At 49.0% G+C, this 21,909-nt stretch carries 30 protein-coding genes and 4 pseudogenes; 31 read left to right on the top strand and 3 right to left on the bottom strand.

Annotation, left to right across the window (positions count from 1 at the left end; genetic code table 11):
• Positions 1 to 518: 518 nt before the first annotated feature.
• The gene (locus tag OGX92_RS12195; RefSeq protein WP_048217444.1) at positions 519 to 1,019 is read left to right on the top strand and encodes a hypothetical protein; all 501 of its coding nucleotides are present in this window, start codon (positions 519 to 521) and stop codon (positions 1,017 to 1,019) included.
• A 362-nt stretch (positions 1,020 to 1,381) separates the two neighbouring features.
• Here OGX92_RS12195 and OGX92_RS12190 read toward each other — a convergent pair whose 3' ends face one another.
• On the bottom strand, positions 1,382 to 2,008 hold the full coding sequence (locus OGX92_RS12190) for a LexA family protein (RefSeq protein ID WP_046669973.1): 627 nt from the start codon (positions 2,006 to 2,008) through the stop codon (positions 1,382 to 1,384).
• Positions 2,009 to 2,109: 101 nt separating this feature from the next.
• On the opposite strand from OGX92_RS12190, the gene OGX92_RS12185 reads away from it, so the two are divergent.
• From OGX92_RS12185 to OGX92_RS12100, 17 genes and pseudogenes are all read left to right on the top strand, one after another.
• Positions 2,110 to 2,337, top strand: a complete 228-nt coding sequence (locus OGX92_RS12185) for a Cro/CI family transcriptional regulator (RefSeq protein WP_046669972.1) — start codon at positions 2,110 to 2,112, stop codon at positions 2,335 to 2,337.
• Between the two features lie 10 nt (positions 2,338 to 2,347).
• Complete coding sequence (locus OGX92_RS12180; RefSeq protein ID WP_046669971.1) at positions 2,348 to 2,899, top strand: YmfL family putative regulatory protein; 552 nt, start codon at positions 2,348 to 2,350, stop codon at positions 2,897 to 2,899.
• A 172-nt stretch (positions 2,900 to 3,071) separates the two neighbouring features.
• Positions 3,072 to 3,251, top strand: coding sequence for a DUF4222 domain-containing protein (locus OGX92_RS12175; protein ID WP_103848493.1), 180 nt, complete (start codon positions 3,072 to 3,074; stop codon positions 3,249 to 3,251).
• Positions 3,241 to 4,122, top strand: a complete 882-nt coding sequence (locus tag OGX92_RS12170; RefSeq protein WP_139935011.1) for a conserved phage C-terminal domain-containing protein — start codon at positions 3,241 to 3,243, stop codon at positions 4,120 to 4,122. The genes OGX92_RS12175 and OGX92_RS12170 overlap by 11 nt, the downstream gene beginning before the upstream one ends.
• A pseudogene (locus OGX92_RS23475) lies at positions 4,119 to 5,438 on the top strand (phage N-6-adenine-methyltransferase). Before OGX92_RS12170 ends, OGX92_RS23475 begins: the two are co-directional and overlap by 4 nt.
• Positions 5,435 to 5,833 carry a RusA family crossover junction endodeoxyribonuclease gene (locus OGX92_RS12155; protein WP_000780154.1) on the top strand — a complete coding sequence of 133 codons (399 nt, stop codon included), beginning with the start codon at positions 5,435 to 5,437 and terminating at the stop codon, positions 5,831 to 5,833. The pseudogene OGX92_RS23475 and the gene OGX92_RS12155 overlap by 4 nt, the downstream one beginning before the upstream one ends.
• A gap of 86 nt (positions 5,834 to 5,919) precedes the next feature.
• Positions 5,920 to 6,291: a KilA-N domain-containing protein gene (locus OGX92_RS12150; RefSeq protein WP_163208392.1), complete on the top strand. Its 372-nt coding sequence runs from the start codon at positions 5,920 to 5,922 to the stop codon at positions 6,289 to 6,291.
• A complete protein-coding gene (locus OGX92_RS12145) occupies positions 6,288 to 7,124 on the top strand; it encodes an antA/AntB antirepressor family protein (protein WP_286586595.1) in 837 nt (278 codons plus the stop codon). The genes OGX92_RS12150 and OGX92_RS12145 overlap by 4 nt, the downstream gene beginning before the upstream one ends.
• Complete coding sequence (locus OGX92_RS12140) at positions 7,121 to 7,642, top strand: hypothetical protein (RefSeq protein WP_286586594.1); 522 nt, start codon at positions 7,121 to 7,123, stop codon at positions 7,640 to 7,642. Before OGX92_RS12145 ends, OGX92_RS12140 begins: the two co-directional genes overlap by 4 nt.
• A 10-nt stretch (positions 7,643 to 7,652) precedes the next feature.
• Positions 7,653 to 8,708, top strand: a complete 1,056-nt coding sequence (locus tag OGX92_RS12135; RefSeq protein ID WP_234692651.1) for a DUF968 domain-containing protein — start codon at positions 7,653 to 7,655, stop codon at positions 8,706 to 8,708.
• Between the two features lie 21 nt (positions 8,709 to 8,729).
• Complete coding sequence (locus OGX92_RS12130; protein WP_001704136.1) at positions 8,730 to 9,419, top strand: bacteriophage antitermination protein Q; 690 nt, start codon at positions 8,730 to 8,732, stop codon at positions 9,417 to 9,419.
• A gap of 269 nt (positions 9,420 to 9,688) precedes the next feature.
• Positions 9,689 to 10,375 carry a Rha family transcriptional regulator gene (locus OGX92_RS12125; protein ID WP_080100500.1) on the top strand — a complete coding sequence of 229 codons (687 nt, stop codon included), beginning with the start codon at positions 9,689 to 9,691 and terminating at the stop codon, positions 10,373 to 10,375.
• A gap of 151 nt (positions 10,376 to 10,526) precedes the next feature.
• Positions 10,527 to 11,024: a hypothetical protein gene (locus tag OGX92_RS12120; protein WP_000423994.1), complete on the top strand. Its 498-nt coding sequence runs from the start codon at positions 10,527 to 10,529 to the stop codon at positions 11,022 to 11,024.
• Between the two features lie 444 nt (positions 11,025 to 11,468).
• Positions 11,469 to 11,747 carry a phage holin gene (locus tag OGX92_RS12115; RefSeq protein ID WP_016150433.1) on the top strand — a complete coding sequence of 93 codons (279 nt, stop codon included), beginning with the start codon at positions 11,469 to 11,471 and terminating at the stop codon, positions 11,745 to 11,747.
• Positions 11,719 to 12,267 (top strand): lysozyme, encoded by a 549-nt coding sequence (locus OGX92_RS12110; RefSeq protein ID WP_115601849.1) that lies wholly within the window; start codon positions 11,719 to 11,721, stop codon positions 12,265 to 12,267. The genes OGX92_RS12115 and OGX92_RS12110 overlap by 29 nt, the downstream gene beginning before the upstream one ends.
• Entirely contained in the window at positions 12,264 to 12,779 is a 516-nt protein-coding gene (locus OGX92_RS12105; RefSeq protein ID WP_142710296.1) for a DUF2514 domain-containing protein, read from the top strand. Before OGX92_RS12110 ends, OGX92_RS12105 begins: the two co-directional genes overlap by 4 nt.
• Positions 12,776 to 13,006, top strand: a complete 231-nt coding sequence (locus OGX92_RS12100) for a hypothetical protein (RefSeq protein ID WP_000990801.1) — start codon at positions 12,776 to 12,778, stop codon at positions 13,004 to 13,006. The genes OGX92_RS12105 and OGX92_RS12100 overlap by 4 nt, the downstream gene beginning before the upstream one ends.
• 75 nt (positions 13,007 to 13,081) lie before the next feature.
• Here OGX92_RS12100 and OGX92_RS12095 read toward each other — a convergent pair whose 3' ends face one another.
• The gene (locus OGX92_RS12095; RefSeq protein WP_213083834.1) at positions 13,082 to 13,255 is read right to left on the bottom strand and encodes a YnfU family zinc-binding protein; all 174 of its coding nucleotides are present in this window, start codon (positions 13,253 to 13,255) and stop codon (positions 13,082 to 13,084) included.
• A gap of 141 nt (positions 13,256 to 13,396) precedes the next feature.
• Here OGX92_RS12095 and OGX92_RS12090 point away from each other — a divergent pair, with 141 nt between their 5' ends.
• The 13 genes and pseudogenes from OGX92_RS12090 to OGX92_RS12035 all read left to right on the top strand — a co-directional run.
• A complete protein-coding gene (locus tag OGX92_RS12090) occupies positions 13,397 to 13,594 on the top strand; it encodes a hypothetical protein (RefSeq protein ID WP_024174517.1) in 198 nt (65 codons plus the stop codon).
• A 28-nt stretch (positions 13,595 to 13,622) separates the two neighbouring features.
• A pseudogene (locus OGX92_RS12085) lies at positions 13,623 to 13,787 on the top strand (DUF2514 family protein); the annotation flags it as partial.
• 379 nt (positions 13,788 to 14,166) lie between these two features.
• On the top strand, positions 14,167 to 14,379 hold the full coding sequence (gene cspG / locus OGX92_RS12080) for a cold shock protein CspG (RefSeq protein WP_000066494.1): 213 nt from the start codon (positions 14,167 to 14,169) through the stop codon (positions 14,377 to 14,379).
• A gap of 10 nt (positions 14,380 to 14,389) precedes the next feature.
• A complete protein-coding gene (gene ymcF, locus OGX92_RS12075) occupies positions 14,390 to 14,578 on the top strand; it encodes a cold shock small protein YmcF (protein ID WP_057069020.1) in 189 nt (62 codons plus the stop codon).
• A gap of 73 nt (positions 14,579 to 14,651) precedes the next feature.
• Positions 14,652 to 14,882 carry a hypothetical protein gene (locus OGX92_RS12070; protein WP_000756041.1) on the top strand — a complete coding sequence of 77 codons (231 nt, stop codon included), beginning with the start codon at positions 14,652 to 14,654 and terminating at the stop codon, positions 14,880 to 14,882.
• A gap of 204 nt (positions 14,883 to 15,086) precedes the next feature.
• Positions 15,087 to 15,260, top strand: coding sequence for a GnsA/GnsB family addiction module toxin (locus OGX92_RS12065; RefSeq protein WP_001100119.1), 174 nt, complete (start codon positions 15,087 to 15,089; stop codon positions 15,258 to 15,260).
• Between the two features lie 441 nt (positions 15,261 to 15,701).
• On the top strand, positions 15,702 to 15,866 hold the full coding sequence (locus OGX92_RS23470) for a YnfU family zinc-binding protein (protein WP_213090494.1): 165 nt from the start codon (positions 15,702 to 15,704) through the stop codon (positions 15,864 to 15,866).
• Positions 15,867 to 15,953: 87 nt separating this feature from the next.
• Positions 15,954 to 16,292, top strand: coding sequence for an HNH endonuclease (locus OGX92_RS12060; RefSeq protein WP_165712277.1), 339 nt, complete (start codon positions 15,954 to 15,956; stop codon positions 16,290 to 16,292).
• A 120-nt stretch (positions 16,293 to 16,412) separates the two neighbouring features.
• Positions 16,413 to 16,877 (top strand): phage terminase small subunit P27 family, encoded by a 465-nt coding sequence (locus OGX92_RS12055; RefSeq protein WP_286586593.1) that lies wholly within the window; start codon positions 16,413 to 16,415, stop codon positions 16,875 to 16,877.
• A complete protein-coding gene (locus OGX92_RS12050) occupies positions 16,831 to 18,576 on the top strand; it encodes a terminase large subunit (protein WP_286586592.1) in 1,746 nt (581 codons plus the stop codon). The genes OGX92_RS12055 and OGX92_RS12050 overlap by 47 nt, the downstream gene beginning before the upstream one ends.
• The gene (locus OGX92_RS12045) at positions 18,576 to 19,880 is read left to right on the top strand and encodes a phage portal protein (protein WP_286586591.1); all 1,305 of its coding nucleotides are present in this window, start codon (positions 18,576 to 18,578) and stop codon (positions 19,878 to 19,880) included. The genes OGX92_RS12050 and OGX92_RS12045 overlap by 1 nt, the downstream gene beginning before the upstream one ends.
• A 13-nt stretch (positions 19,881 to 19,893) precedes the next feature.
• The gene (locus OGX92_RS12040) at positions 19,894 to 20,742 is read left to right on the top strand and encodes a head maturation protease, ClpP-related (RefSeq protein ID WP_181617480.1); all 849 of its coding nucleotides are present in this window, start codon (positions 19,894 to 19,896) and stop codon (positions 20,740 to 20,742) included.
• Positions 20,743 to 20,751: 9 nt separating this feature from the next.
• Positions 20,752 to 21,579, top strand: a pseudogene (locus OGX92_RS12035) (phage major capsid protein); the annotation flags it as partial.
• A gap of 15 nt (positions 21,580 to 21,594) precedes the next feature.
• Here OGX92_RS12035 and OGX92_RS12030 read toward each other — a convergent pair.
• Positions 21,595 to 21,909, bottom strand: a pseudogene (locus OGX92_RS12030) (IS1-like element IS1B family transposase); the annotation flags it as partial.

The following is a 21,909-nucleotide window of genomic DNA, read 5'->3' as shown; positions in this document are numbered from 1 at the left end:
AGAACATTATCTTCGTCCCCCTTGTATAAGGTTGAAGACCCTGGTACCGCCAAGACTACACACAGCAATAAGGTTGTGGCGCCAGATGCTTATCTTCTGGTTGTCTCGATGGACTGCAATTCACCACAACGAAGAGAACACTGCCGGTGTCCGAATCGAACGAACCTTTTCCCTGCCCAACCCTCCCAACTGAATGGGACTGTCTGGAATCGAACCAGCACTTATGCCTTGCTCGTCAATGCTCTCGTCGTTGTTCCCTGAAAAAGGCTGGCGGTTACCGGAAATACACGGGAAAACACCGGGCCGCCAGAACAGGGAGTTACTTGTTATTGCTTTGGCCTGCTTTTAACCACATCAGGCGCGGTGGATCCTGCTATTCCCCAACAGTCAGGAATGCGATAATCTGAATACCCCCAATAGTCATAAGGTACTGAGATGCAATATCTTGATTACGAAGAGAAGCACATGCCGGTTCAGCAAAGGCCACCGGCTCCACCAAAAGAAGACTGAGGTGTTATATGAACCGGGACGATTTGGAGTTTGATATCAACTATTCGTATTTCATTGAAAAAATGAATTACACCCTTCTGAACCGAATAGATAAAAGCATTACCCTTATCCTTATCGTCTTGGGCTTTTCTGTCTTTGCTCCATTCAGCAATATGTTTATTTTTGGTGTTTCTGTTGCCGTTCTGTCTGTACTTCAGCTGGTTTATCAATTTGGGCAAGAAGCGGGGTTATCTAAGGAGCAAATGAGGCAATACAAGCGTTTACTTGTTGAATTCTCAATTCTTCCTGATGATGAACTAAGAGCCAGATATCTGAAGATCCAGGATGCCGACAGTAACCCTTGGCGGTCGCTGCAAGATGCTGCATTTAAGCGAACCTGCATCGCTCTGGGACGTAATGATGATTCTGAAATATCATTCATACACAGCGTGATTGCCTGGATTGCGGGTGACCTGCCCCGAACAAAAAAGGTGAAAAAAGATGTCAAAACCCGTGCCGATAATTCCTAACCATCGTCCCCCGAAACCCAGACCACCAGCACCTAAAGGATGAGATTTTACTGATGGACCACTCATCTCCTCATCCAGACAGGCATGGACACGTACCTACACAACCGCGTCCTCCTGCGCCACCAAGTAAATAAACAATTACTTTGGTTGGGGTATCCAGATTGTTAAAGAGCTAAGCGTCCGATGGGCGCTTTTTTGTTGCCTGCGAATCATCCGGTTATTCATATGCCACCGGCGGCTACTTCGTGGGCGTCCTGCCTGTTCGCTGTTGATGAATAAAATCTAACTTAACTTAGCTTTTAGATCAAGAAAAAACATCAAACTATTCTTAGCTTGATGTTAAGAGGAAGGTTAGAGGTGGGTTAAAGTTCGTACTGAACGCCTTTGACAACTCCGATAATCAGGCAATTACCGTTTATTGAAATGTTTGGATAGCGTGGATTCAAGGGAACTAAGAACTTTTGAGGCCCATCGATGACGAGTTTTTTTACAGTAGCCTCGTTTGTCCCATCAAGCCTAGCTACGACTATCTTTCCATTAAGTGGCTCTGCATCAGGATCTACTATGACCGTTGCCCCTTCAGGGATTGTGGGGAGCCCATTAGGGTTTGTCATCGAATCACCTTTGACCTCCAATGCAAAGGAGCTATCACCTATCCTGAGTGATGTTTCTACCCACTTATCTACTTCACTGAAAACTTCTGCTGCTTTACATTCTGTAAACTGTCCAGCCTGAACCCAAGATATCACCGGAATCCTTCGCATCTTGGTTATCAGGTTCCCTTCGAATTCAGTGCCATAAAGTATGTAATCAATTGATGTGTTGAAATACTTTGCAAGTTTCGCAAGTGACTCACCGCCTGGCACATTAATGTCTTTTTCCCAATACCCAACCGCCACATCGCTAACACCACAGAACTTACCCAGTTCTTTCTGCGAGGTTTTAGTTATGCGCCTGAGAGCTTTGATGCGCTGACCGACAGTTTCCATTTGAACACCATAAAAAATTAAAAGGCTAAGCAATCTTAGTTTTTATTGACCAAAGTTAGATTAGTTATTAATATCTAATCAAACTTAGCTAAGGAGGCATTATGACAACCGATGATATTGAAAACTACTTCGGCAGTACTGAGAAAGTTGCCGAGTTTTTTGGAATAACAAGCGAGGCCGTTTACCAGTGGCGTAATAGAACTGGTCGCCTAATCCCGAAAGGACGTGCAGCAGAAGCAGCCTATCGGACTGGTGGAAAATTGGTTTTCCATCCCGACCTTTACGAAAAGCGTAGCGAAGCTTCAGTAAAACTCAAACCACAGGAATAAGGGGGGAACTGTGGGTAACGAACCTATTTGGAAAGTCGAACGTCAGCCTTCTTGGCTGGTGGTAGCGATTAAAAAAACGATTACCGATCTGCATGGTGGATATGCTGAGGCGGCGGAATGGTTGGGTGTGACAGAGAACGCATTGTTTAACCGCCTTCGCGTTGATGGTGACCAGATCTTCCCACTGGGCTGGGCAATGGTTTTACAACGTGCTGGTGGTTCAACTCATATCGCTGATGCCGTTGCGCGCCATTCTCAGGGCGTATTTGTACCACTGGCAGATGTTGATGATCTGGATAACGCCGATATCAACCAGCGCCTGATGGAGTCCATCGAATGGATAGGTCGTCATTCTAATTTTGTGCGTAAAGCCACGGCTGATGGGGTAATTGACGCAGATGAGCGTGCTCAGATTGAGGAAAACAGCTATCAGGTTATCGCGAAGTTCCAGGAGCACGTAGCACTTCTTTATCGAGTTTTTTGTGTCGCTGAAAAGAGTGACGCCCGCGAGTGTGCAGCTCCGGGCGCCTTGGCGAACAACTCTTCGAGTATGGAGAAATAATCCGCATGAGCAATTTAATCGTAAATCCTCACTTACCGCAACTACGAATGATCCCGGTGCCGGGTCTTCCGCTGTTTCGGTATGAATGCAAAGTATCAAATCGCTGGGTGTCATGTAACCACAGCCAGGCTGCCGTAATTGTGGGGGTCTACTATCGGAGGGCAAAACGCCTGTGCGCGAACTTAACCGAAGGTTCAAAGATCACCGCGGAGTGCCAGTCCGTGTTATCCGCTGGGAGCCAGAAACACAGCGCGTTATCTACCTGCGAGATGGCTATCCACACGAATGTTTCAGGCCGCTTGAGCAGTTCAGGCAAAAGTTCAGGGAGATAACGGACGATCATGAGCACTAAATTAACCGGCTACGTATGGGATGGTTGCGCAGCGTCGGGCATGAAGTTGTCCAGTGTTGCGATCATGGCTCGCCTTGCTGACTTCAGCAGCGATGAAGGTGTGTGCTGGCCGTCAATTGAAACTATTGCTCGCCAGCTTGGCGCAGGCCCGAGCACTATCAGAACGGCAATCGCAAAGCTTGAAAAAGATGGCTGGCTCACACGTACACAGCGCCGTAATGGTAACCGTAATGCTTCGAACGTGTATCGGCTGAATGTGGCGAAACTTCAGACTGCCGCATTTTCTCAACTGTCAGATTCTGACACGTCAAAATCTGACACGTCAAAATCTGACGCATCAAAATTTGACGCCTCAAAAACTGACCCGTCGAAATCTGGCAAAAACGATGGTTTTGACCCGTCAGAATCTGGCGGGGATCCGTCAGTAAAATCAAAACAAGATCCACAAGTAACTTCAAAACCCTCTTGTCCGGTTGCGGCGCAACCCGACCCTGAGGTTGTGATTACTGATCAGGCCAGACAGGTTTTGTCTTACCTGAATCAGACTACTGGCTCACGCTACCAGGTATGCAGCACGTCGCTGGAGAATATTCGCGCCCGTCTTCGGGAACAATTCACTGTTGATGACCTGTGCTTGGTAGTGGATTACAAAAATGCCGATTGGCGTGATAGCGAGCAGGCGCAATACCTCCGCCCGGCAACTCTGTTCATTCCAAAAAACTTCCCTGGTTACCTGCAAAGCGCGACCAAATGGTCCAGTGCTGGCCGGCCTGAACGCGTTAACGGCAAATGGGAGACTAACTCAGCCAGCCGCGCAAACTTCCAGAGTGTTGATTACTCACTGCCAGAAAATTCGGGGTTCCGTTCATGATGACCAATAAATATTGCCAGGCGCTGGCGGCACTGCGTAGCAAACCAGCTCACGAATTGAAAGAGGTTGGCGATCAGTGGCGGACACCGGATCTGCTTTTTTGGGGGATCAACGCGCTATTTGGTCCATTAGTTCTGGATTTGTTTGCTGACGACGACAACGCGAAATGCCCGGCATGGTACACCGCCGAAGATAACGCGCTGACGCAGGACTGGTCTGAACGTCTGGCTGAACTGGGTGGCGCTGGCTATGGCAACCCACCGTATAGCCGTTCGCAGTACCACGAGAAGCAGGCGATCACCGGCATGACGCACATCATGAACTACGCAGCAGCCCAGCGCGAGAAGGGCGGTCGCTATGTATTCCTGATAAAAGCCGCGCCGAGTGAAACGTGGTGGCCGGAAGATGCCGATCACATTGTATTCATTCGCGGGCGCATTGGGTTCGATCTGCCTGTGTGGTTTGTACCTGCTGACGAAAAACAGAAACCCACCAGCGCGTTTTTTGCCGGTGCCATAGCTGTATTCGATAAGTCATGGCGTGGCGAGCGGTTCAGCTATATCAACCGCACAGAACTGGAGGCAAAAGGGCGGGCGTTTATGGCTTTGGCACAATTTGCTGCCAGCAAGTCTCAACCTGTAACTGCCACACCTCCTGCAGCTGATAAGCCAGAAGCAGAGTTGCCACTCACCCAGAAAGATATTTTTGCTATCAGCGGTGTCGAGGCGTGGGCATGCGTTAGAGCTGCGTTTGGCGATAAAGAAGAATACACATTCAGTGAATCGAAGTTTGGGCATACCTAGGCGGCGGATTCTGTCGAAGCACCGGAATTCACTCAGGTATCACCTTTAACGATCGACAAAGCGAAGCTGCTTATTCGTGAGAGTATTTTGTTCGGTGTGGATGAGTGGCTGTTGTCGATTGAATTCGATGACGCTGCTGTGCGCCTGGATATGTCGGAACGTATTCGCACTGTTGCCCTTGAAGCATCCGGTGAATATGGCATGAACAGCACTGACTTCATTGCAGCCATGGGAAGCCTGGATGTTTCCAGTTGGTCCAATATTCGCCAGATCCGCATGCACATCCGTGAGAAAGCTAAACCAGTATCGGATCCGCTTCCAGAGTCCCGTATCTGGCCGCTGGAGGTTGGAATTGTATTCGACCAGGTGGATGGTGCTGACATGCTGGATGAATCACAGCAGAACAAGCTGAAAGCCAACATCAATCAACTCTGGCTGGAGCGGACGGCCACCAGCGAAATCATTACTGCAGTTTCTGAACTTGTTCGCAATATGCGGGGAGAGGCCGCATGAAACTGGTCCTGCCTTTTCCTCCGAGCGTGAACACTTACTGGCGCGCCCCTAACAAGGGGCCGCTGGCCGGTCGTCACCTCATTAGCGCTGATGGTCGTAAATACCAAAGTGCTGCCTGCGTGGCGATCATTGAGCAATTACGACGTCTCCCGAAGCCATCGACTGAACTGGCAGCGGTAGAAATCACTCTGTACCCGCCGGATGCGCGCCGCCGGGATATCGATAATTACAACAAAGCCCTGTTTGACGCGCTGACGCATGCGGGTGTCTGGGAAGACGACAGCCAGATTAAGCGCATGCTGGTGGAATGGGGACCGATAGTACCGAAGGGAAAAGTTGAGATAACCATAACGGCATATAAAAAAGAGGTGGTTATATGTCCAGCTGTGGGTTGAATATTGGTTGTTATGGCAGTAATGTCGGAAAGTGCAAGCGAAACGGGCGTGCAGGCCCTTCGCAACAATCAGAGTATGGAGAGAATATGAGCAATCATCATGTTATGGGCACTGCTACGCCCAAAAAAGACTCTTATCTTGTTGTTGATGGATGTTTAATCAACTCATTCGAACCAAATCTATATAGTCTCAATGATATTCATAAGGCTTCAGGTGGATCTGCGTCCAAAAAACCTGCGTTTTATCTCAGGACGCTAACTGCAAAAAGAATTCTAAATGCTCTCCCTGGTGAACGTTGGGAAAAGTTGCATGTTATTCGCGGTGGAGTCTTACAGGGGACTTTCGCCTCTCAGGAGTTGGTTTTTGCCTATGCCCTCTGGTTGAGCCCTGACTTTTATGTTCGCGTTCTGAGCAATCTCCCTTTTATCAGCGATCTGCGCAACGGGGAGGCAAAATGAGTCAGCTACATCAGATCATCCCGATCACTCAGGGCAATATTGGCAACCACATAACCCCGATGGTCAGCGCTAAAAGGTTACATGCCTTTCTCGGCGTTGGGCGTGATTTCACCAACTGGATTAAAGGGCGTATTAGCCAGTACGGCTTCACTACTGGAGTTGATTACATCATTGTTGAAAGTTTGAGCACGCCAAAACGGGCGAGCGCAAAATCTCGGCAGCAGATGGAACATGACTACCTGATCACCATTGATATGGGTAAAGAACTGGCGATGGTGGAGAGAAACGAGAAGGGTCGTCAGGTTCGTCGTTATTTCATCACATGCGAACAACAAGCGAAAATGCGAGTTGGTACACCATCATTACCAAATTTCTCTGATCCGGCACAGGCTGCGAGAGCATGGGCTGATGAATTTGAAGCCAGGCATCGCGCGGAAACAGTTACCCACCAGCAGGCCGAATATATCGAGCATCTCGAGAGTCTCTTCACTGACGGGCTTTCCCCTGTACAGTTCTGTAAGCGTTTGAATGGTGTGAATACCTCCAAGATCAGTGCCTGGCTTGTCTCTGCTAACTGGCTGTACGACGACAATCCCGAAGGCTGCAGTGCACAGTGGCGTGTTCGTTCGTATGCCCGCGACAAATACCTCACCGAGAAAAGCAGTAAAGTATCGCCAAACTCTGCGGTGAGCTTTACTACCTACCAGCCCGTCCTGCTGCGTGAAGGCGCTGTCTGGCTGTACAAAAACTACCTGAAGGGGAAGCTTCCGATGAAGGTCACCTGGAACGGTAGTTTTACCCACGATAAAGATTTAGCAGGGGGTCTCCAGTGAGAGTGACCCCTCCGCACCTTCAGCCAGTATTGTCCAGGGTTAAACGGTTTGTTGAGAAACAACCCGATGGGGCAACTCTTACCCATCTGACACACAAAGTATCAGCATATAGCTCGTTGAGTCGGAAGGATAAAGAAAGCCTGATCGAAATAATCCGCGAAAACAGTCTGCTCTGCGTCACTGATGACGGCAGGACAACAACCCTGCATCACCCTAAGTTTGGTCATAAATCCGTGGCGCCGGTTATTGCGTCGTCGAAGACATTGAAGGAAGCCACTATGAATAAGCCAACCGTGACCCCTGAAGAATTACGCAAGCAGGCTGAAGCCCTCATCCGCGCCGCTGAAGAGGCTGAAAAAAAGGCAGGCGACCGCGCTGAAATCAAAAAACAACTCGATCCTCTGAAGCTTGAAATCACCCAGGCTTATAGGATGGCAAGCCGTAAGTTTGATGAGTTTGTGGATGCTATGGCGGATATGGGGAAGGCCGTACAGAAATTTAAAGATCTGACGGTATAAGGGGTGGGCATTGAGAGCCTTACTTACCCCTGAAATGGTGCCACGCCTTGGCGTGGTGCTGTTCAAGCCAGGACGGGAGTTAATGCACCTGTTTGCATCAGGTCGCGTGCTGGTTGAACGTGAGCCAGAAAACATGGCCCGGCTTCCGTCTGGTCGGATCCCCGATGCACAGCAACCGCTACTGGATGATGCCAGCCTTCACACTTTCTTTACCGATGAACGGGTCATTACTGCTGCTGGTGGTATGTCCGGGCTTGAGTACTGGCTTCGTCAGCGCGTTAAAAAGTGCCAGTACCCTGTTTCTGACTACCATCATGCCGAGCTAACGACACTATGGCATCCGCCTGGCGCGTTGGTGGTGTGCTGGCACTGCGATAACAAATTGCGCGGGCAGTCAACGGAAAGGCTGCAGGCGCTTGCCCTGAGCAATGTTGCCGAATGGATTGTTGATACCGTTCTGGTTGGGCTTGGCTACAACAAAGAGCGCTCCCTGTCTTTAGCCGAGCTTTGCTGGTGGGCTGTTCAGTCAGGTGTCGCTGATGCCGTCACTGAAGGAATGGCGCAACGGGCACTACGGTTGCCAGACGAACCATTGTTATCTGTTTACCGGGAAAGTGACATCGTACCTATGCCGCCGGCCACCAGCATTATGCAGGAAAAAGTCAGGCCGATTGAAACGTTACCAGCTCGGCGGTCAGACAGCCTGGATGTGGAAACCCAAAAGCCAATACTGACGTTAACCGTCGATCCGGAGTCTCCGGAGTCTTTCATGCTCAGGCCAAAGCGACGTCGCTGGATAAATGAGACGTACACCCGCTGGGTTAAAACACAACCCTGTGAGTGTTGCCGACGGCCAGCAGATGATCCGCACCATATCGTAGGGCACGGTATGGGTGGTACAGCAACAAAAGCCCATGACCTCTTCGTGATCCCTCTGTGCAGAGAGTGCCACGACGAGTTACACGCCGACGTACCGGCATTCGAGCAGAAGCATGGTACGCAGCTTGAGCTGCTACTGCGTTTTATGGATCGGGCGCTGGCGATCGGCGTAATTGCGAAAGCTTAAGTGTATGGAGCGCAAAGAAGCATGAATCAACAAGATCTGAATTTTGTAAGAATAGAATTGCGCCGCGCGCTACCTGACCTCTCTGGGGGAACAAAAGGGCAGCTTGAGGCTTTCAGTGAACACCCACCAGCAGACAAAAATGCCACCCCGCGCCGTGGAATTCATCTCGTCGAACTCGAAGGAGAGAAGGGGCCACGTTTTGTTAACTCGCTTTCCGCGCCACTGTATGTACTGGAAACACGCAGCCGCCGCAGGCCAATGCCGCCGATAAAAGATGCGGAATTTGAGTCCGCGCCGTGGCGCAGGGCTGTGTCCGCGCTTAGCGGATACCAGCAGGCCTGGTTGCGGTACTGCTACGGTTTTGACCTTAGCTATAAGCACCAGGTGATGATGTGTGAATACGTCTGGAAAACTTATCAGAAATGCCTGGGTGATAATTCCCTTCAGGAGCGCGTAGTAAAGAAACTGATAGGTCTGGTATGGCTGGCAGGGCAGGAAATTGCCGCAACCCGAAACAATGAAACCTATAAAGACTACGCTGGTGCGGCACTGGCCCGTATGGTTAGCGTTGACCGTTCAACGTGGTTGCGTGTCTATTCAGGGCACTGGGCTGGGTTAAAGGCTGCTTTTACCCAGCTTGATGAATCTGCGTTGGCAATGGCTCTTGAATACTATGAGGAAGAAGAAGCCCTCAAAGTGGCAGAAATGTGAAGTAAATTTCACTATCTCCTTCAAACGCGCTTGCAAAATGCAACAAAATAAGCCATATTTGAATCATATTTGATATGTTGCCAAAGTTTTATAAACCCGCCAGTGAGCGGGTTTTTTTGTATCCGCATTTCCTGCGCACCGCCCGCGCATCCATCACGTCGAACCAATCCATTTGAAATGAGCCTTTGAGGAAGTCGGTTAGCGCTGGCGAGCCTCGACGGGCTGATTTCCTGTGCGGCAAAGGTTCATCTCAAAGTAAGGTAAACGCCATGCAATTAGTTGAAATTAAAAAACTCGACCTTGTAACCAGCACTGTCGCTATTGCTGACGGGGTTGGGCGTGATCATGACACCGTCATTAAGTTAGTGGACCGTAACAAGGCTGATCTTGAAGAATTTGGAAGGGTCGGATTTGAAATCCGAACCATTCAAACTGACGGTGGTCTTCAAAAGCGTCGAGTGGCGCTACTGAATGAACAGCAAACCACTCTACTGATCACCTACATGCGTAATAACGATGTTGTCCGCAAGTTCAAAAAGAAACTGGTTGCTGAGTTCTTCCGCATGCGTGGCGCTCTGGCGGGCAAAAAAATGGATCGCAACACCGCCCGTCTGGAATATCGCCCGATGAGCGATGCCATTAAGCATGAGCGTGAAGTGCAGGGTAAAGAAATCAAGCCTTACCACTTCAGCAACGAAGCCGATTTGATTAACCGCATCGCGCTCGGTATGACGGCGGCAAAATTTCGTGTTTACCACGACCTCGACAAAAAAGAGAACATCCGTGACTACCTGACGCCGGAGCAGATCCACTGCGTAACTGAGTTGCAGCGGGCCAATACAGTTTTCATTGGCATGGGCTGGGACTTTGAGCAGCGCAAAGAGGCGCTAAAGGGTGTATTTGATCGCAATCATCGCCAGCCGCTGATTGAAGAACAGCACAGTTTAGCAGCGTAATGAGCGTCACTTCGACACACAGCCTAATCATTGGAACCCTGCCATTCGGCGGGGTTTTTGCTTTTCGCACTCAGTGTAAGTGAAATATAACCATGTGCTTTCAGGGTGAGTTACTATGCAGATTCCTTTCAAAAGTTGTCTGGAGAGTGGCATGGAATTAACATTTAAGGATCTGAAAGAAAAACGCACTAAACTGGTCGAGGCGCAATGGAAGTTACAGGATAAACTTCAGGAGAAGGCGAGCGAACTACTACGAGAGTATTCAGGTTCTCTTGATCTTACATCTCGTGAGTGGACTGGTTCTGACGGAACAAGATGGCCTTATGTGGACATTGGTATTTGGGAGGAGGAGGGGAAGTTCTTTCCTGTCTTAATCCCCCAACTCAATATGGACAGCCGTTACCACTTGAATTTCGTGATTGCAACCACTCTTGATGATTCTCCGCTAACAGGTGGCTACAGGCAGGGCGTAAGCATCTCACTCTGGTATGAGAACTCATCATTTTATGCTGAAGTAGGCTCAGGAGACGACGTCTCCCGTTTTTCTGTCTCATCTCAGCTGGGTGGATTTTATCAGGTATGCAACGCTATTAAGGCGTTAATTAGCTCTTCTATGGATCGCGCCATGCCAGATATTCCAGCGAATTAATAAAGCATAAACATCTTTCAGGGCTATGCAAATGCACGGCCTTTTCTATATCCCGTTGTGAAATGTTCGTGAGGCATGGGTTGTCAGCCAAAGGATCACCGGGAGACACCCGGCACCACGCATCCATTATTGCATAGCAAAAAGGCTCACAACGGTGGAACTTTTAGCAGGGCGAAAAAAAGCCCGCATTGGGTTGCGGGCATAACAGAGAACAAATAGCTAATATTCAAGTTGTCTTTCATCAACTTGTCAGAAGAATTTAACCTTAAGAAAAATTGATGTAAAGACAATATTGATTTCTGGTTACAGGCTGCGCATTTGCGTGGCCTTTTCTATTTCAGGCTCACGGGAATCATCCGCTACGTGCTTTGTTGATAAATCCAGCCCGTGAAGCCTGACCTTTTCATCACACACAGCGCCATCCGAAAAATCGGAGGTGAGGCTATGACCAGAATGAGCACCATTTACAGCAGACTTTCATATGGATCAGGAACCACGCTTGCCGGCTGCGGTGTATCAGCGAAGGCATATGCCGAAACAGCTAAAACAGCAAAAGAGGTGTCCTGGATGTTGGCCGACAGAATTGCAGGGTTAAGCCTGAGCGACTGGGCAATTATTGTCGGTATCGCATGCACCGTTATCACCTGTGCAGTGAACTGGTATTTCCGCTGGAAAGAACGGGAGGATCGGCGCAATGGCTATGCCACCAAAGCTGAAGAATAAACTGAGTGCAGCGGTCGTTGGTTTAATTCTTGCGGGGGCTTCCGCGCCCGTGATTCTCGATCAGTTTCTGGATGAGAAAGAAGGCAACAGTCTGACCGCATACAAGGATGGCTCCGGCATCTGGACTATTTGCCGTGGCGCCACGATGGTTGATGGTAAGCCAGTAGTTCAGGGCATGAAGCTGTCTGCTGAGAAATGCGATCAGGTAAACGCCATTGAGCGTGATAAGGCACTGGCGTGGGTTGACCGAAATATCAAAGTACCACTGACCGAACCACAGAAAGCCGGGATCGCGTCTTTCTGCCCATATAACATCGGTCCCGGAAAATGTTTCCCATCTACGTTCTATAAGCGAATAAATGCTGGCGACCGTGAAGGTGCCTGTGAAGCGATCCGCTGGTGGATAAAAGACGGTGGTCGCGATTGTCGTCTGACCAAAGGGCAGAAGAACGGTTGCTATGGTCAGGTTGAACGGCGAGACCAGGAAAGCGCGTTGACGTGCTGGGGGATAGACCAGTGAGCCTGCGCTATCAGTTCATTGTTATTTTGTTGCTGGTGGCCGTTGCATTCTTCGCGGGTAGTGTATGGAGCAGCCGCGGTTGGGAAAAGAAGTGGGCCGAGCGTGACAGCGTAGAATCATCGCAAACAGCGAACGCACAGACCGCCGCTCGCATGATTGAACAAGGGCGTATTATTGCCCGTGATGAGGCTGTAAAAGATGCACAAGCACAAGCCGCTAAATCCGCTGCCACTGCTGCTGGCCTGTCTGCCACTGTTAACCAGCTGCGTACCGAAGCAACAAAGCTTGCCACTCGCCTGGACGCCGCAAAGCACACCGCAGATCTTGCCACTGCCGTCAGAAGCAAAACAGCCGGAGCCGACGCCGCAGTGCTCGCCGACATGCTCGGACGCCTTGCAGAAGAAGCTCGATATTATGCTGAGCGATCTGACGAAAGCTACCGGGCAGGAATGACGTGTGAGCGCATTTACGACTCAGTGAGGCAGTCAAACAACAACAGGGTTAGAAGATGAACGCAGAAAACCTAAGTGAAGCGTATTACCTCAATAACGATATAAAAGAACTACAACTTCAGAAAAGCATACTGGAAAGTGGTGCCGGACTTGGTGTGACAATCCAGTCTACCTATCAGGATAACGCCTTTCTTGATGCCATACGCCCGCATGCAGTGGCTGAACTTGATCGCCGTATTGTGGAGAAGAAAAAAAACCTCTCCACTCTGGGTGTTACATTCTCTTAAATGAGAACAACAATAAAAGGTTATGTCTGCTTTGCCACATTCTGAGAGTATGAGTTTTATTTGGTAGTCAATCAGTTACTTTATTGGTTTGCTTTCCGATGGAAGATAGATGTTTCCACAGAAGGGGCAAATTAACGTTATATTGTTTTTTATTCTCGACAGACTGTGCTTTGACTGGCGGGAGCAATGAGGACAAGTACTTTTCACATGGCGTAAAGTACGCATCTTGATATCTTTGAGTATCGACATGTTGATTGTCCTGGTGGGCGGTTAACAACCATACACCACATGTTGGCTAATAGCTTCTTTTATAACCGTTACGATGTAGTCGTTAGCCATAATCAATCAAGCCTCGCAATAGCGGGGCTTTTTAACAACTGAGGAATGAGCATTACAGTAGTTCTTACAGCTAAGCAGATTGAAGACCTGGCTGCCTTCGCAAAAGAAGATGGCCAGCCACAATATACCATCACTACCGGAACAATCCCTGAGTTCGAAGCGGATGATGGCGAGGTTATCCCTGAGTACACCGGGCTGATTGCCTATTCCGAGTCGCTAGAGCATAGCGTTCTACAGCTCGATAACTAACGAATCAACATAACTTTCCATCCGCCATGACACCACAATGCTCGTAGACATGCCAGGAAGCCTGGCAGAAGAAGCTCGATACCATGCTGAACGCGCTGATGAAAACTACCGAGCAGGAATGACATGTGAGCGGATTTATGAGTCCGTAAAAATACTAACAATGAACCGTAGAGGAAAAATAATAGCTCTATAAATTAAGATGTTGACGGTTTTCGTGGATAAATTTGTGAATTTTTACTATGAAGGAAATACGACTCTTCCTTGAGTCAAAATCCCTGACAACTTAGGGTGATAGATAAAGGTCTTACGCAGCATGACATAATTTTCGATTTAAGCTATTTAAATTAATTTTTAAGATCAAAACCCACTGAGATTTACTTACAAAACTAAACCTTGCTATGTCTGGTTAATCATGCGTTAATGAATGTCTGGTTTGTAACGAATTTATCTGAAGCAGTCGCTGTAATAATTTTATTCCTTGTTCCTGTTGAGATTTCCTTGTTAGCTTTTCTCTCTGATAATTTTTTTTCGGACCATTCTGCCCAAGGGCTTACTCAATAAAGGTAATGTTTATGTCTAATAAAATGACTGGTTTAGTTAAATGGTTTAATCCTGAAAAAGGTTTTGGTTTTATCACTCCAAAAGATGGTAGTAAAGATGTGTTTGTTCACTTCTCTGCTATCCAGAGTAATGATTTCAAGACGTTGAATGAGAATCAGGAAGTTGAATTTAGTGTTGAACAGGGACCTAAAGGCCCCACGGCAGTTAATGTCGTGGCTGTATAAGGTAACTGTTATTACTAATAATATTCACTTCAGATGTCCGTGTTGCCACGGATCTCAGTACCGAACGTCAAACTTTGATGTTACTGAAAAAAATCCTTTCGGAGCAAAATGTATTTTTTGCAAATCAACAATGATTACATTTGATAATATTGCACTGTACATTCGTTCTGGTCAGTCTTCGTTAGAATTCAGAAAATAAATTTCAGGCTCCTTATGGAGCCTTTTTTGTATGCTGAACCGACAATCTCTGTAAGAGACATCACGGTAAAATTATGAAAAAAGTCATCGTTTTTTTTAATGCAGAACCAGCAGTTGTTGTAACCGTAATGAAAGGTATTACTACGATAATGCGTGAGTTTCCCAATGGGGAAAAAGCACACCTACCCGTGATGTCAGCGGGATTTCCATCTCTGACAGGAGACCATAAAATAGTTTATGTAGCCTCTGATCGTGATGTCAGTTCAGAAGAGATCCTCGAGGCAGCCTCGAAGCTTTTGAAATGAGATCTGGTTGTTTCGTGACCGACCCGGATTTTAGTACAGTGGTTTGTGTGGTCGCGAGCTCTTTTGCATGAAGATTGTACTGCAAACTATTGATAATTGAGTCTTTCTATTCTATCTTTTAAACATATCAGCGCTTATACAAGTGCTCTACGGGGAATGTAACATGCCTGGCGTTGATACGTTAGAGATCAAGAGAGGTAAACAATGAACGTCGAAGATTTAAAAAGAAAAACTGAAGCGGATATTTCTGAATTCATCACAAAAAAAATTATTGAACTCAAAAAAAAGACAGGAAAAGAAGTTTCCGATATCCAGTTTAATGCTCGTGAAAAAATGACTGGGCTTGAAAGCTATGATATTAAAATCACATTAATCTAATTGTTATAAGACTCAGTTCGAGTGAAAAAGCATTATCTTGAAAGGTAATGCTTTTTTATTTCTGTCATAAAATTTAGAACGTTGTCAAAGCCTTCAATTCTAACCACAGATTTTCTGCTTACCTTTTAACGGGTCCTCCTTGACGATTCTGACCATCGAGGGGCAGCAGCGGCGCGGGATTTGGAGCATTTTTGATTCTTCACGCAACCATTTCAGCATTTGATGCTGATGACGGAACACTATCCCCGAATACACTGGGTTTGTTGCATTCTCTGATTCAAAAGAACACGGTGTGCTTCAACTTGGCTGAGCAGGCATTACAGCAGACATTCACTGAGTGCCTGCGACAAAGTTAAATGGCATCAAGCATGCGATGATGATTGATTAATAATTGAGCTATGCATGGTATAATAAGCCCCATTCATTGAAAGGTTAACCACCATGTCATTTTTCGATTATGCAATGCAGCGTGTTGGGCTTGCAGCCAATACGACTGTCATGTGCCCGATATGCGGACATAAATCCACACACTCGACCACGAAAGTACGCCAACAACAGGCGTTACTTTGCCCTAAATGTAAATCTCTGTTTGTCATTCACAGGTAGTGGGTCGCGATACAAATAACCCCAGGCCTCGCAATTGCGAGGCTTTTTTATGCGCATCGCACGCGCACATCAAATACAGGAGAAGACATGTCCGAGCCGCGTATCTATAACAGTCGCTGGGACAAAGCCAGGCTCTCATTTCTGAAATCTAATCCTCTATGTGTCATGTGTCGTCGCCAGGGCAGGGCAATCCCTGCAATGGTGGTTGACCACATAAAGCCACATAAGCTGAAGGAAGCACTTAAGGGTGGCAATCAGGAAGAGATAGCGAAGGCACGGAAGCTCTTCTGGGATAAGGGTAACTGGCAACCCCTCTGTAAACAGCACCACGACTCCACCAAACAACGTGAAGAGAAACGCGGTCACGTGATCGGATGTGATGAGAACGGGCTGCCACTCGACCCACAGTCGCACTGGCGAAGGTGAGATGACACGAGCGCGAAGGGGAGGGCGGGTAAAGAGTTCAGGAGACATCGCTTCCCTGACCGCCAGCCCCCCTTTTTGTGCACAACCGCGAAATGAAAAGTTTTTTTCCGGGAGGTTCCGATGGCAGGAAGACGCCCGAAACCATCCCACCTGAAGGTGGTAACTGGTAACCCGGGCAAACGTAAACTTAACAACAAAGAACCCACCCCGATCAGAGAAATTCCAAGCCCACCTGCACACCTCACAGACTGGGGGAAAGTCGCATGGGGAAAACTTACCGTACTGCTTGATGGTATGGGAGTCCTCACCGTCGCAGACGTGCTTGCGCTTGAACGCCTTTGCGATATTTACGCCGATATTCTGCAGTTGCGTTTGACGATCGCTGATGAGGGCAGAACTTATACCGTACAGACGGATGGCGGTTTTTTGATTAAGGCAAATCCTGCTGTAGCTATGCTGGCAGATGCAGATCGCCGCTTTAAAAGTTACCTGGTCGAATTCGGTCTTACCCCGGCCGCCAGAACGAAGGTGAAAGTTGATGGTGGAGAAAAAGAAGAAGACTCGCTCAACCAGTTCTTCGGTTGACCCAGCCACACAGTATGCGCTGGATGTCACAACCGGGAAGATACTTGCCGGGCCGGATATCCGTAATGCCTGCGCACGTCACCTCCGCGATCTGGAAAACGGGCCGGCGCGGGGACTTACCTGGGACATTGAATCCGCGCAACGAGGAATCGATTTTTTTGCAAAAGTTTTGAAGCTCAACGGCGGTGAGCATGAGGGGAAGCCCTTTATTCTACTACCCTGGCAGTGTTTCATTGTGGGTTCTATTTTTGGCTGGAAGGCCAGTGATGGATACCGACGCTTTCGCATGGTCTATGTTGAGTCTGGCAAGGGTTCCGGTAAATCCCCTCTCGCTGGTGGAGTCGGATTATATTGTCTGGTCGCCGACAAAGAACCACGCGCTGAAGTGTATGCCGCCGCCACCAAAAAAGACCAGGCGATGATCCTATTCCGGGATGCTGTGGCGATGGTGGATCAGTCTCCCGCTCTGTCTCAGCGAATTCATAAATCAGGTGGTACTGGGAAAGAATGGAATCTGGCGTTTGTTCAGACTGGTTCGTTTTTCCGGCCAATCAGTTCTGATGATGGTCAGTCAGGCCCCCGTCCACATTGTGCTCTGATTGATGAAGTTCACGAACATAAAAGCAATCAGGTCGTTGAGATGATGCGCGCTGGCACAAAGGGGCGCCGGCAGGCGTTGATGTTCCTTATTACCAACAGCGGTCACGATAAAACCAGTGTTTGTTTTGAGTATCACGAGTACGGACGCAAAGTTGCCTCCGGTGATCTGGAAGATGACAGCTTCTTCAGCTTCATCTGCTCGCTGGATGAAGGAGACGACCCGTTTAAAGATGAATCCTGCTGGGGTAAGGCTAATCCGTCACTGGGGCACACCTTCACTGAGAAATATTTGCGTGAGCAGGTGACGCAGGCGCGCGGGATGCCGTCGAAAGAGAGTATTGTCCGCCGCCTTAATTTCTGTCAGTGGGTGGAATCTGCTGATCCTTGGGTGGACAGCGAGACGTGGATGAAATGCGAGCAGGATTTCGACCCTGAAGAACTGACAGGTGAGGAGTGCTATGGAGGTCTGGATCTTTCCGGCTCCCGCGACCTTACCTCGCTGGCACTTTACTTTCCAAAATTTAAAAAATTGTTGGTCGAATTCTGGACGCCAAAAGACACACTGCTGGATCGCGCCAAAACTGACCATGTTCCCTATGACGCCTGGCTGCGTAACGGGTTTATTCATGCTCCACCGGGTAAGGCTGTTAACTACGGGTTTGTGGCTGACCGCCTCGGGGAGTTAACGCAAAAGCACAATATCAGGTGCATTGCCTGCGACCAGTACCGTATTAAATACCTTGAAGTTGAACTGGCGAACCAGTCCGTTGATGTTGAACTGGTTCCGCACGGCCAGGGTTTTTACAAGGCTCAGGAGTCTGGGTTGTGGATGCCGCGATCAATTGAGTTATTTGAAGAGCACCTTAACAGTGGCGAACTAATTATCCGTACTAACCCCTGTCTGCGCTGGAATGCGGCATCTGCAGTTCTGGAAGCCGATCAGAAAGACAACCGTATCTTTGCCAAGAAGAAGAGCACTGGCCGTATTGATGGCGTGGTGGCTTCCGCTATGGCTATTGGCGCGGCGGAGGATGCGGTTCTTGTAGAGACTGGCGACCCTGATGATTTTTTTGATGATCCGATCATGGTAGGTATCTGATGAAGGAAAAAAAACGGCCTGGCCGCATCAAAACCGCGATTGTTAACTGGCTTGGCGAAACAATTGGACTGAATGACGCAGCCTTTTGGCAGGAGTGGTATGGCACCAGTAGCAGTGGAAAAGTCGTTACAGCAGAAAAAGCGCTGGCACTGGCTTCTGTCTGGGCCTGTGTACGTCTGCTGAGTGAATCAGTTTCAACCCTGCCGATGAAGGTATACGAACGGGCGGCTGATGGTTCCCGCAAACTGGCACTTAATCATCCTGCTTATCAGGTGTTATGTCGCCGCCCCAACAGTGAAATGACGCCGTCGCGCTTTATGCTGATGGTGGTTGCCAGTATCTGCCTTCGGGGTAATGCCTACGTAGAAAAAAAGTTGATTGGTACCAAACTGGTTTCACTGGTGCCGTTGCTGCCTCAGTGCATGAAGGTGGATCGGCTGGAGATTGGCGAACTGCGTTATACATACACAGAGAAAGGCGTAGCGCGCATCATCCCGGTTAAAAACATGATGCACATCCGGGGCTTTGGCCTTGATGGTGTCTGCGGGATGATGCCGATGCGTACCGGGCGTGACGTGTTTGGTGCGGCGATGGCGGTTGAAGAGTCCGCAGCGAAAATTTTCGAAAACGGTATTCAGACATCCGGATTTTTCCTGTCAAAGAATCTTCTGACCAAAGAGCAGCGCCAGAAAAACCGTGAAAACCTTAACCGCTTCGTCGGCTCTAAAAACGCCGGAAAAGTGATGGTGCTGGAGGGGGATATGTCCTATCAGGGCATAACTCTGAATCCTGAAGATGCGCAGATGCTGGAATCACGCTCATTCAGCATCGAGGAAATCTGCCGCTGGTTCCGGGTACCTCCCTTTATGGTAGGACACACGACGAAGCAGAGCAGTTGGGCATCGAGCGTTGAAGGGATGAACCTCCTGTTCCTGACTAATACACTGCGCCCAATGCTGGTCAATATTGAGCAGGAGATTTCACGCTGTCTTCTTAACGGAGATGAGGATTTATTTGCGGAGTTCTCAGTAGAAGGCCTGCTCCGTGCCGACAGCGCAGGGCGTGCGGCGTACTACACTACCGCACTGCAAAACGGATGGATGTCGCGTAATGACGTGCGACGCCTTGAAAACCTTCCACCGATTGACGGTGGGGATATTTACACCGTTCAACTGAATCTCACCCCGCTTGAAGACTTGCGTAAAAACAGTACAGCCGAAAAAGCTAGACTGCTTCGTGAAGTCCATAATGCGGTTTTCCCTGATATTCCTTTCGAACAATCTCCACTGAAACAGGCCGCTTAGGAGCAATTTCCTGATGAGCAAAAAACAACTTCCGGTAGCACCGGCGGGTCGCCCCTGTGCGCGCGTTACCTGTGAAACCTTACCGTCTGCACTGGACCGCTGGGACGGCGGGATTAAAGCTGCGTCCACCGACGATAACAGCATTTCTGTTTTTGATGTTATCGGACAGGACTACTGGGGCGAAGGGGTGACAGCCAAACGTATTGCCGGTGCACTTCGGGCGATGAATGGTGCCGACGTTACGGTGAATGTCAACTCACCAGGCGGCGACATGTTCGAAGGCCTGGCAATTTATAACCTTCTCCGCGAGTACGAAGGCCGTGTAACTGTGAAGGTGCTGGGTATTGCCGCCAGTGCTGCCTCGATAATTGCGATGGCCGGGGATGATATTCAGATTGGTCGTGGAGCCTTCCTGATGATCCACAACTGCTGGGTATACGCGATGGGCAACCGCCATGACTTTGCTGAACTGGCACAGTCACTGGAGCCATTCGATACCGCAATGGCTGATATCTATGCAGCGCGCTCTGGCCTTGATATGGCCGCCGTGCATAAGCTGATGGATGCTGAAAGCTATATCGGTGGCAGTGATGCCGTGGCGAAAGGGCTGGCAGACAGCCTGCTTTCTGCTGATGCAGTCAGCGATGGCGATGAATCACCCGCCGCCGCGCTTCGAAAGCTTGATGCATTGCTGGCTAAAACCAACACCCCGCGCTCTGAGCGACGAAAACTCATTAAATCCTTATCCGGTGGCATGCCTGGCGCTGTCACCCACAACGACGGTACGCCGGGCGCTGCCGAAGATATCAAACCTGAAACCATCAATTCACTTGAAAGCGCTCTGGCGGCGTTAGTCAAATAAGGACCCTTTATGTCTGAAGTAAACGATATTCTGAAAAAAGTCACTGCCAGCATTGAAGAGGCAACCAGTAAGTTCAACGCGAAAGCAGAAGACGCACTCAAAGAAGCGACAAAGTCCGGCCAGCTTTCAGAAGAAACGAAGGCGGCTGTCGACAAAATGGCGTCTGAATTTAACGCCCTTCGCGAAGCTGAAAAAACACTAAAAGCAGCCGTTGGTGACCTTGAACAACATGTAGCGCAGATGCCACTGGCAAATGCAAAACAGGTTGTCGAGACTGTTGGGCAGCAGGTTATTTCTGCTGAAGCGTTGAAAACGTTTGCTGCCAGTGTTGAAAGCAACAAGCGCCTGAGCATTCCTGTTAGTGCAGCTCTGTTGTCAGTGAATGTCCCTGGTCAGATTGTTGCGCCAGACCGTCTTCCTGGCATTGATACACAGCCGAAGCAGCGCCTTTTTATTCGCGATCTGATCGCGCCTGGGCGCACCGAGTCCAATACCATTTACTGGGTGCAGCAGACCGGATTTACCAATAATGCTAAAGCGGTGGCGGAAAATACTACCAAGCCGTACAGCGATATTGCGTTTGCTGAAAAAATTACGCCGGTTCGCACCGTTGCCCACCTGTTCAAAGCGGCGAAACAGATCCTCGACGATATGCCACAGCTTCAGTCCACTATTGATGCTGAGCTTCGTTATGGACTGAAGTATGTCGAAGAGCAGGAAATCCTCTTTGGGGATGGCACTGGAGCTCACCTTGATGGCATCGTTCCTCAGGCTTCAGCTTTTGCTGCGGCGTTTGCTGTTGCACAGCAGAACGGTATTGATGATCTTCGCCTGGCGGGTAATGACTCCAACTTATTGATAGTGTTTTATGTTCAGATAATGCCCGATGACTTTGTCATGCAGCTCCACCGATTTTGAGAACGACAGCGACTTCCGTCCCAGCCGTGCCAGGTGCTGCCTCAGATTCAGGTTATGCCGCTCAATTCGCTGCGTATATCGCTTGCTGATTACGTGCAGCTTTCCCTTCAGGCGGGATTCATACAGCGGCCAGCCATCCGTCATCCATATCACCACGTCAAAGGGTGACAGCAGGCTCATAAGACGCCCCAGCGTCGCCATAGTGCGTTCACCGAATACGTGCGCAACAACCGTCTTCCGGAGCCTGTC

Origin of the sequence: Citrobacter sp. Cpo089 (genome assembly GCF_030332695.1) — a bacterium.
Taxonomy (GTDB): Bacteria; Pseudomonadota; Gammaproteobacteria; order Enterobacterales; family Enterobacteriaceae; genus Citrobacter; species Citrobacter portucalensis.
The sequence above is the reverse complement of the archived record's forward strand: the minus strand, read 5'-3'. Positions and strand labels throughout refer to the sequence as shown.

Bases quoted from the DNA above. Each gene is read 5' to 3' on its own strand.
- OGX92_RS12195 (WP_048217444.1), top strand. From the start codon at position 519: ATGAACCGGGACGATTTGGAGTTTGATATCAACTATTCGTATTTCATT.
- OGX92_RS12100 (WP_000990801.1), top strand. From the start codon at position 12,776: ATGAACGCAGAAAACCTAAGTGAAGCGTATTACCTCAATAACGATATA.
- OGX92_RS23470 (WP_213090494.1), top strand. From the start codon at position 15,702: ATGTCATTTTTCGATTATGCAATGCAGCGTGTTGGGCTTGCAGCCAAT.
- OGX92_RS12055 (WP_286586593.1), top strand. From the start codon at position 16,413: ATGGCAGGAAGACGCCCGAAACCATCCCACCTGAAGGTGGTAACTGGT.
- OGX92_RS12190 (WP_046669973.1), bottom strand. From the start codon at position 2,008: ATGGAAACTGTCGGTCAGCGCATCAAAGCTCTCAGGCGCATAACTAAA.
- OGX92_RS12155 (WP_000780154.1), top strand. From the start codon at position 5,435: ATGAAACTGGTCCTGCCTTTTCCTCCGAGCGTGAACACTTACTGGCGC.
- OGX92_RS12070 (WP_000756041.1), top strand. From the start codon at position 14,652: ATGAAAAAAGTCATCGTTTTTTTTAATGCAGAACCAGCAGTTGTTGTA.
- OGX92_RS12060 (WP_165712277.1), top strand. From the start codon at position 15,954: ATGTCCGAGCCGCGTATCTATAACAGTCGCTGGGACAAAGCCAGGCTC.
- OGX92_RS12065 (WP_001100119.1), top strand. From the start codon at position 15,087: ATGAACGTCGAAGATTTAAAAAGAAAAACTGAAGCGGATATTTCTGAA.
- OGX92_RS12050 (WP_286586592.1), top strand. From the start codon at position 16,831: ATGGTGGAGAAAAAGAAGAAGACTCGCTCAACCAGTTCTTCGGTTGAC.
- cspG (WP_000066494.1), top strand. From the start codon at position 14,167: ATGTCTAATAAAATGACTGGTTTAGTTAAATGGTTTAATCCTGAAAAA.
- OGX92_RS12125 (WP_080100500.1), top strand. From the start codon at position 9,689: ATGCAATTAGTTGAAATTAAAAAACTCGACCTTGTAACCAGCACTGTC.
- OGX92_RS12040 (WP_181617480.1), top strand. From the start codon at position 19,894: ATGAGCAAAAAACAACTTCCGGTAGCACCGGCGGGTCGCCCCTGTGCG.
- OGX92_RS12185 (WP_046669972.1), top strand. From the start codon at position 2,110: ATGACAACCGATGATATTGAAAACTACTTCGGCAGTACTGAGAAAGTT.
- OGX92_RS12110 (WP_115601849.1), top strand. From the start codon at position 11,719: ATGGCTATGCCACCAAAGCTGAAGAATAAACTGAGTGCAGCGGTCGTT.
- OGX92_RS12115 (WP_016150433.1), top strand. From the start codon at position 11,469: ATGACCAGAATGAGCACCATTTACAGCAGACTTTCATATGGATCAGGA.
- OGX92_RS12045 (WP_286586591.1), top strand. From the start codon at position 18,576: ATGAAGGAAAAAAAACGGCCTGGCCGCATCAAAACCGCGATTGTTAAC.
- OGX92_RS12170 (WP_139935011.1), top strand. From the start codon at position 3,241: ATGAGCACTAAATTAACCGGCTACGTATGGGATGGTTGCGCAGCGTCG.
- OGX92_RS12150 (WP_163208392.1), top strand. From the start codon at position 5,920: ATGAGCAATCATCATGTTATGGGCACTGCTACGCCCAAAAAAGACTCT.
- OGX92_RS12095 (WP_213083834.1), bottom strand. From the start codon at position 13,255: ATGTCGATACTCAAAGATATCAAGATGCGTACTTTACGCCATGTGAAA.
- OGX92_RS12120 (WP_000423994.1), top strand. From the start codon at position 10,527: ATGGAATTAACATTTAAGGATCTGAAAGAAAAACGCACTAAACTGGTC.
- OGX92_RS12145 (WP_286586595.1), top strand. From the start codon at position 6,288: ATGAGTCAGCTACATCAGATCATCCCGATCACTCAGGGCAATATTGGC.
- OGX92_RS12130 (WP_001704136.1), top strand. From the start codon at position 8,730: ATGAATCAACAAGATCTGAATTTTGTAAGAATAGAATTGCGCCGCGCG.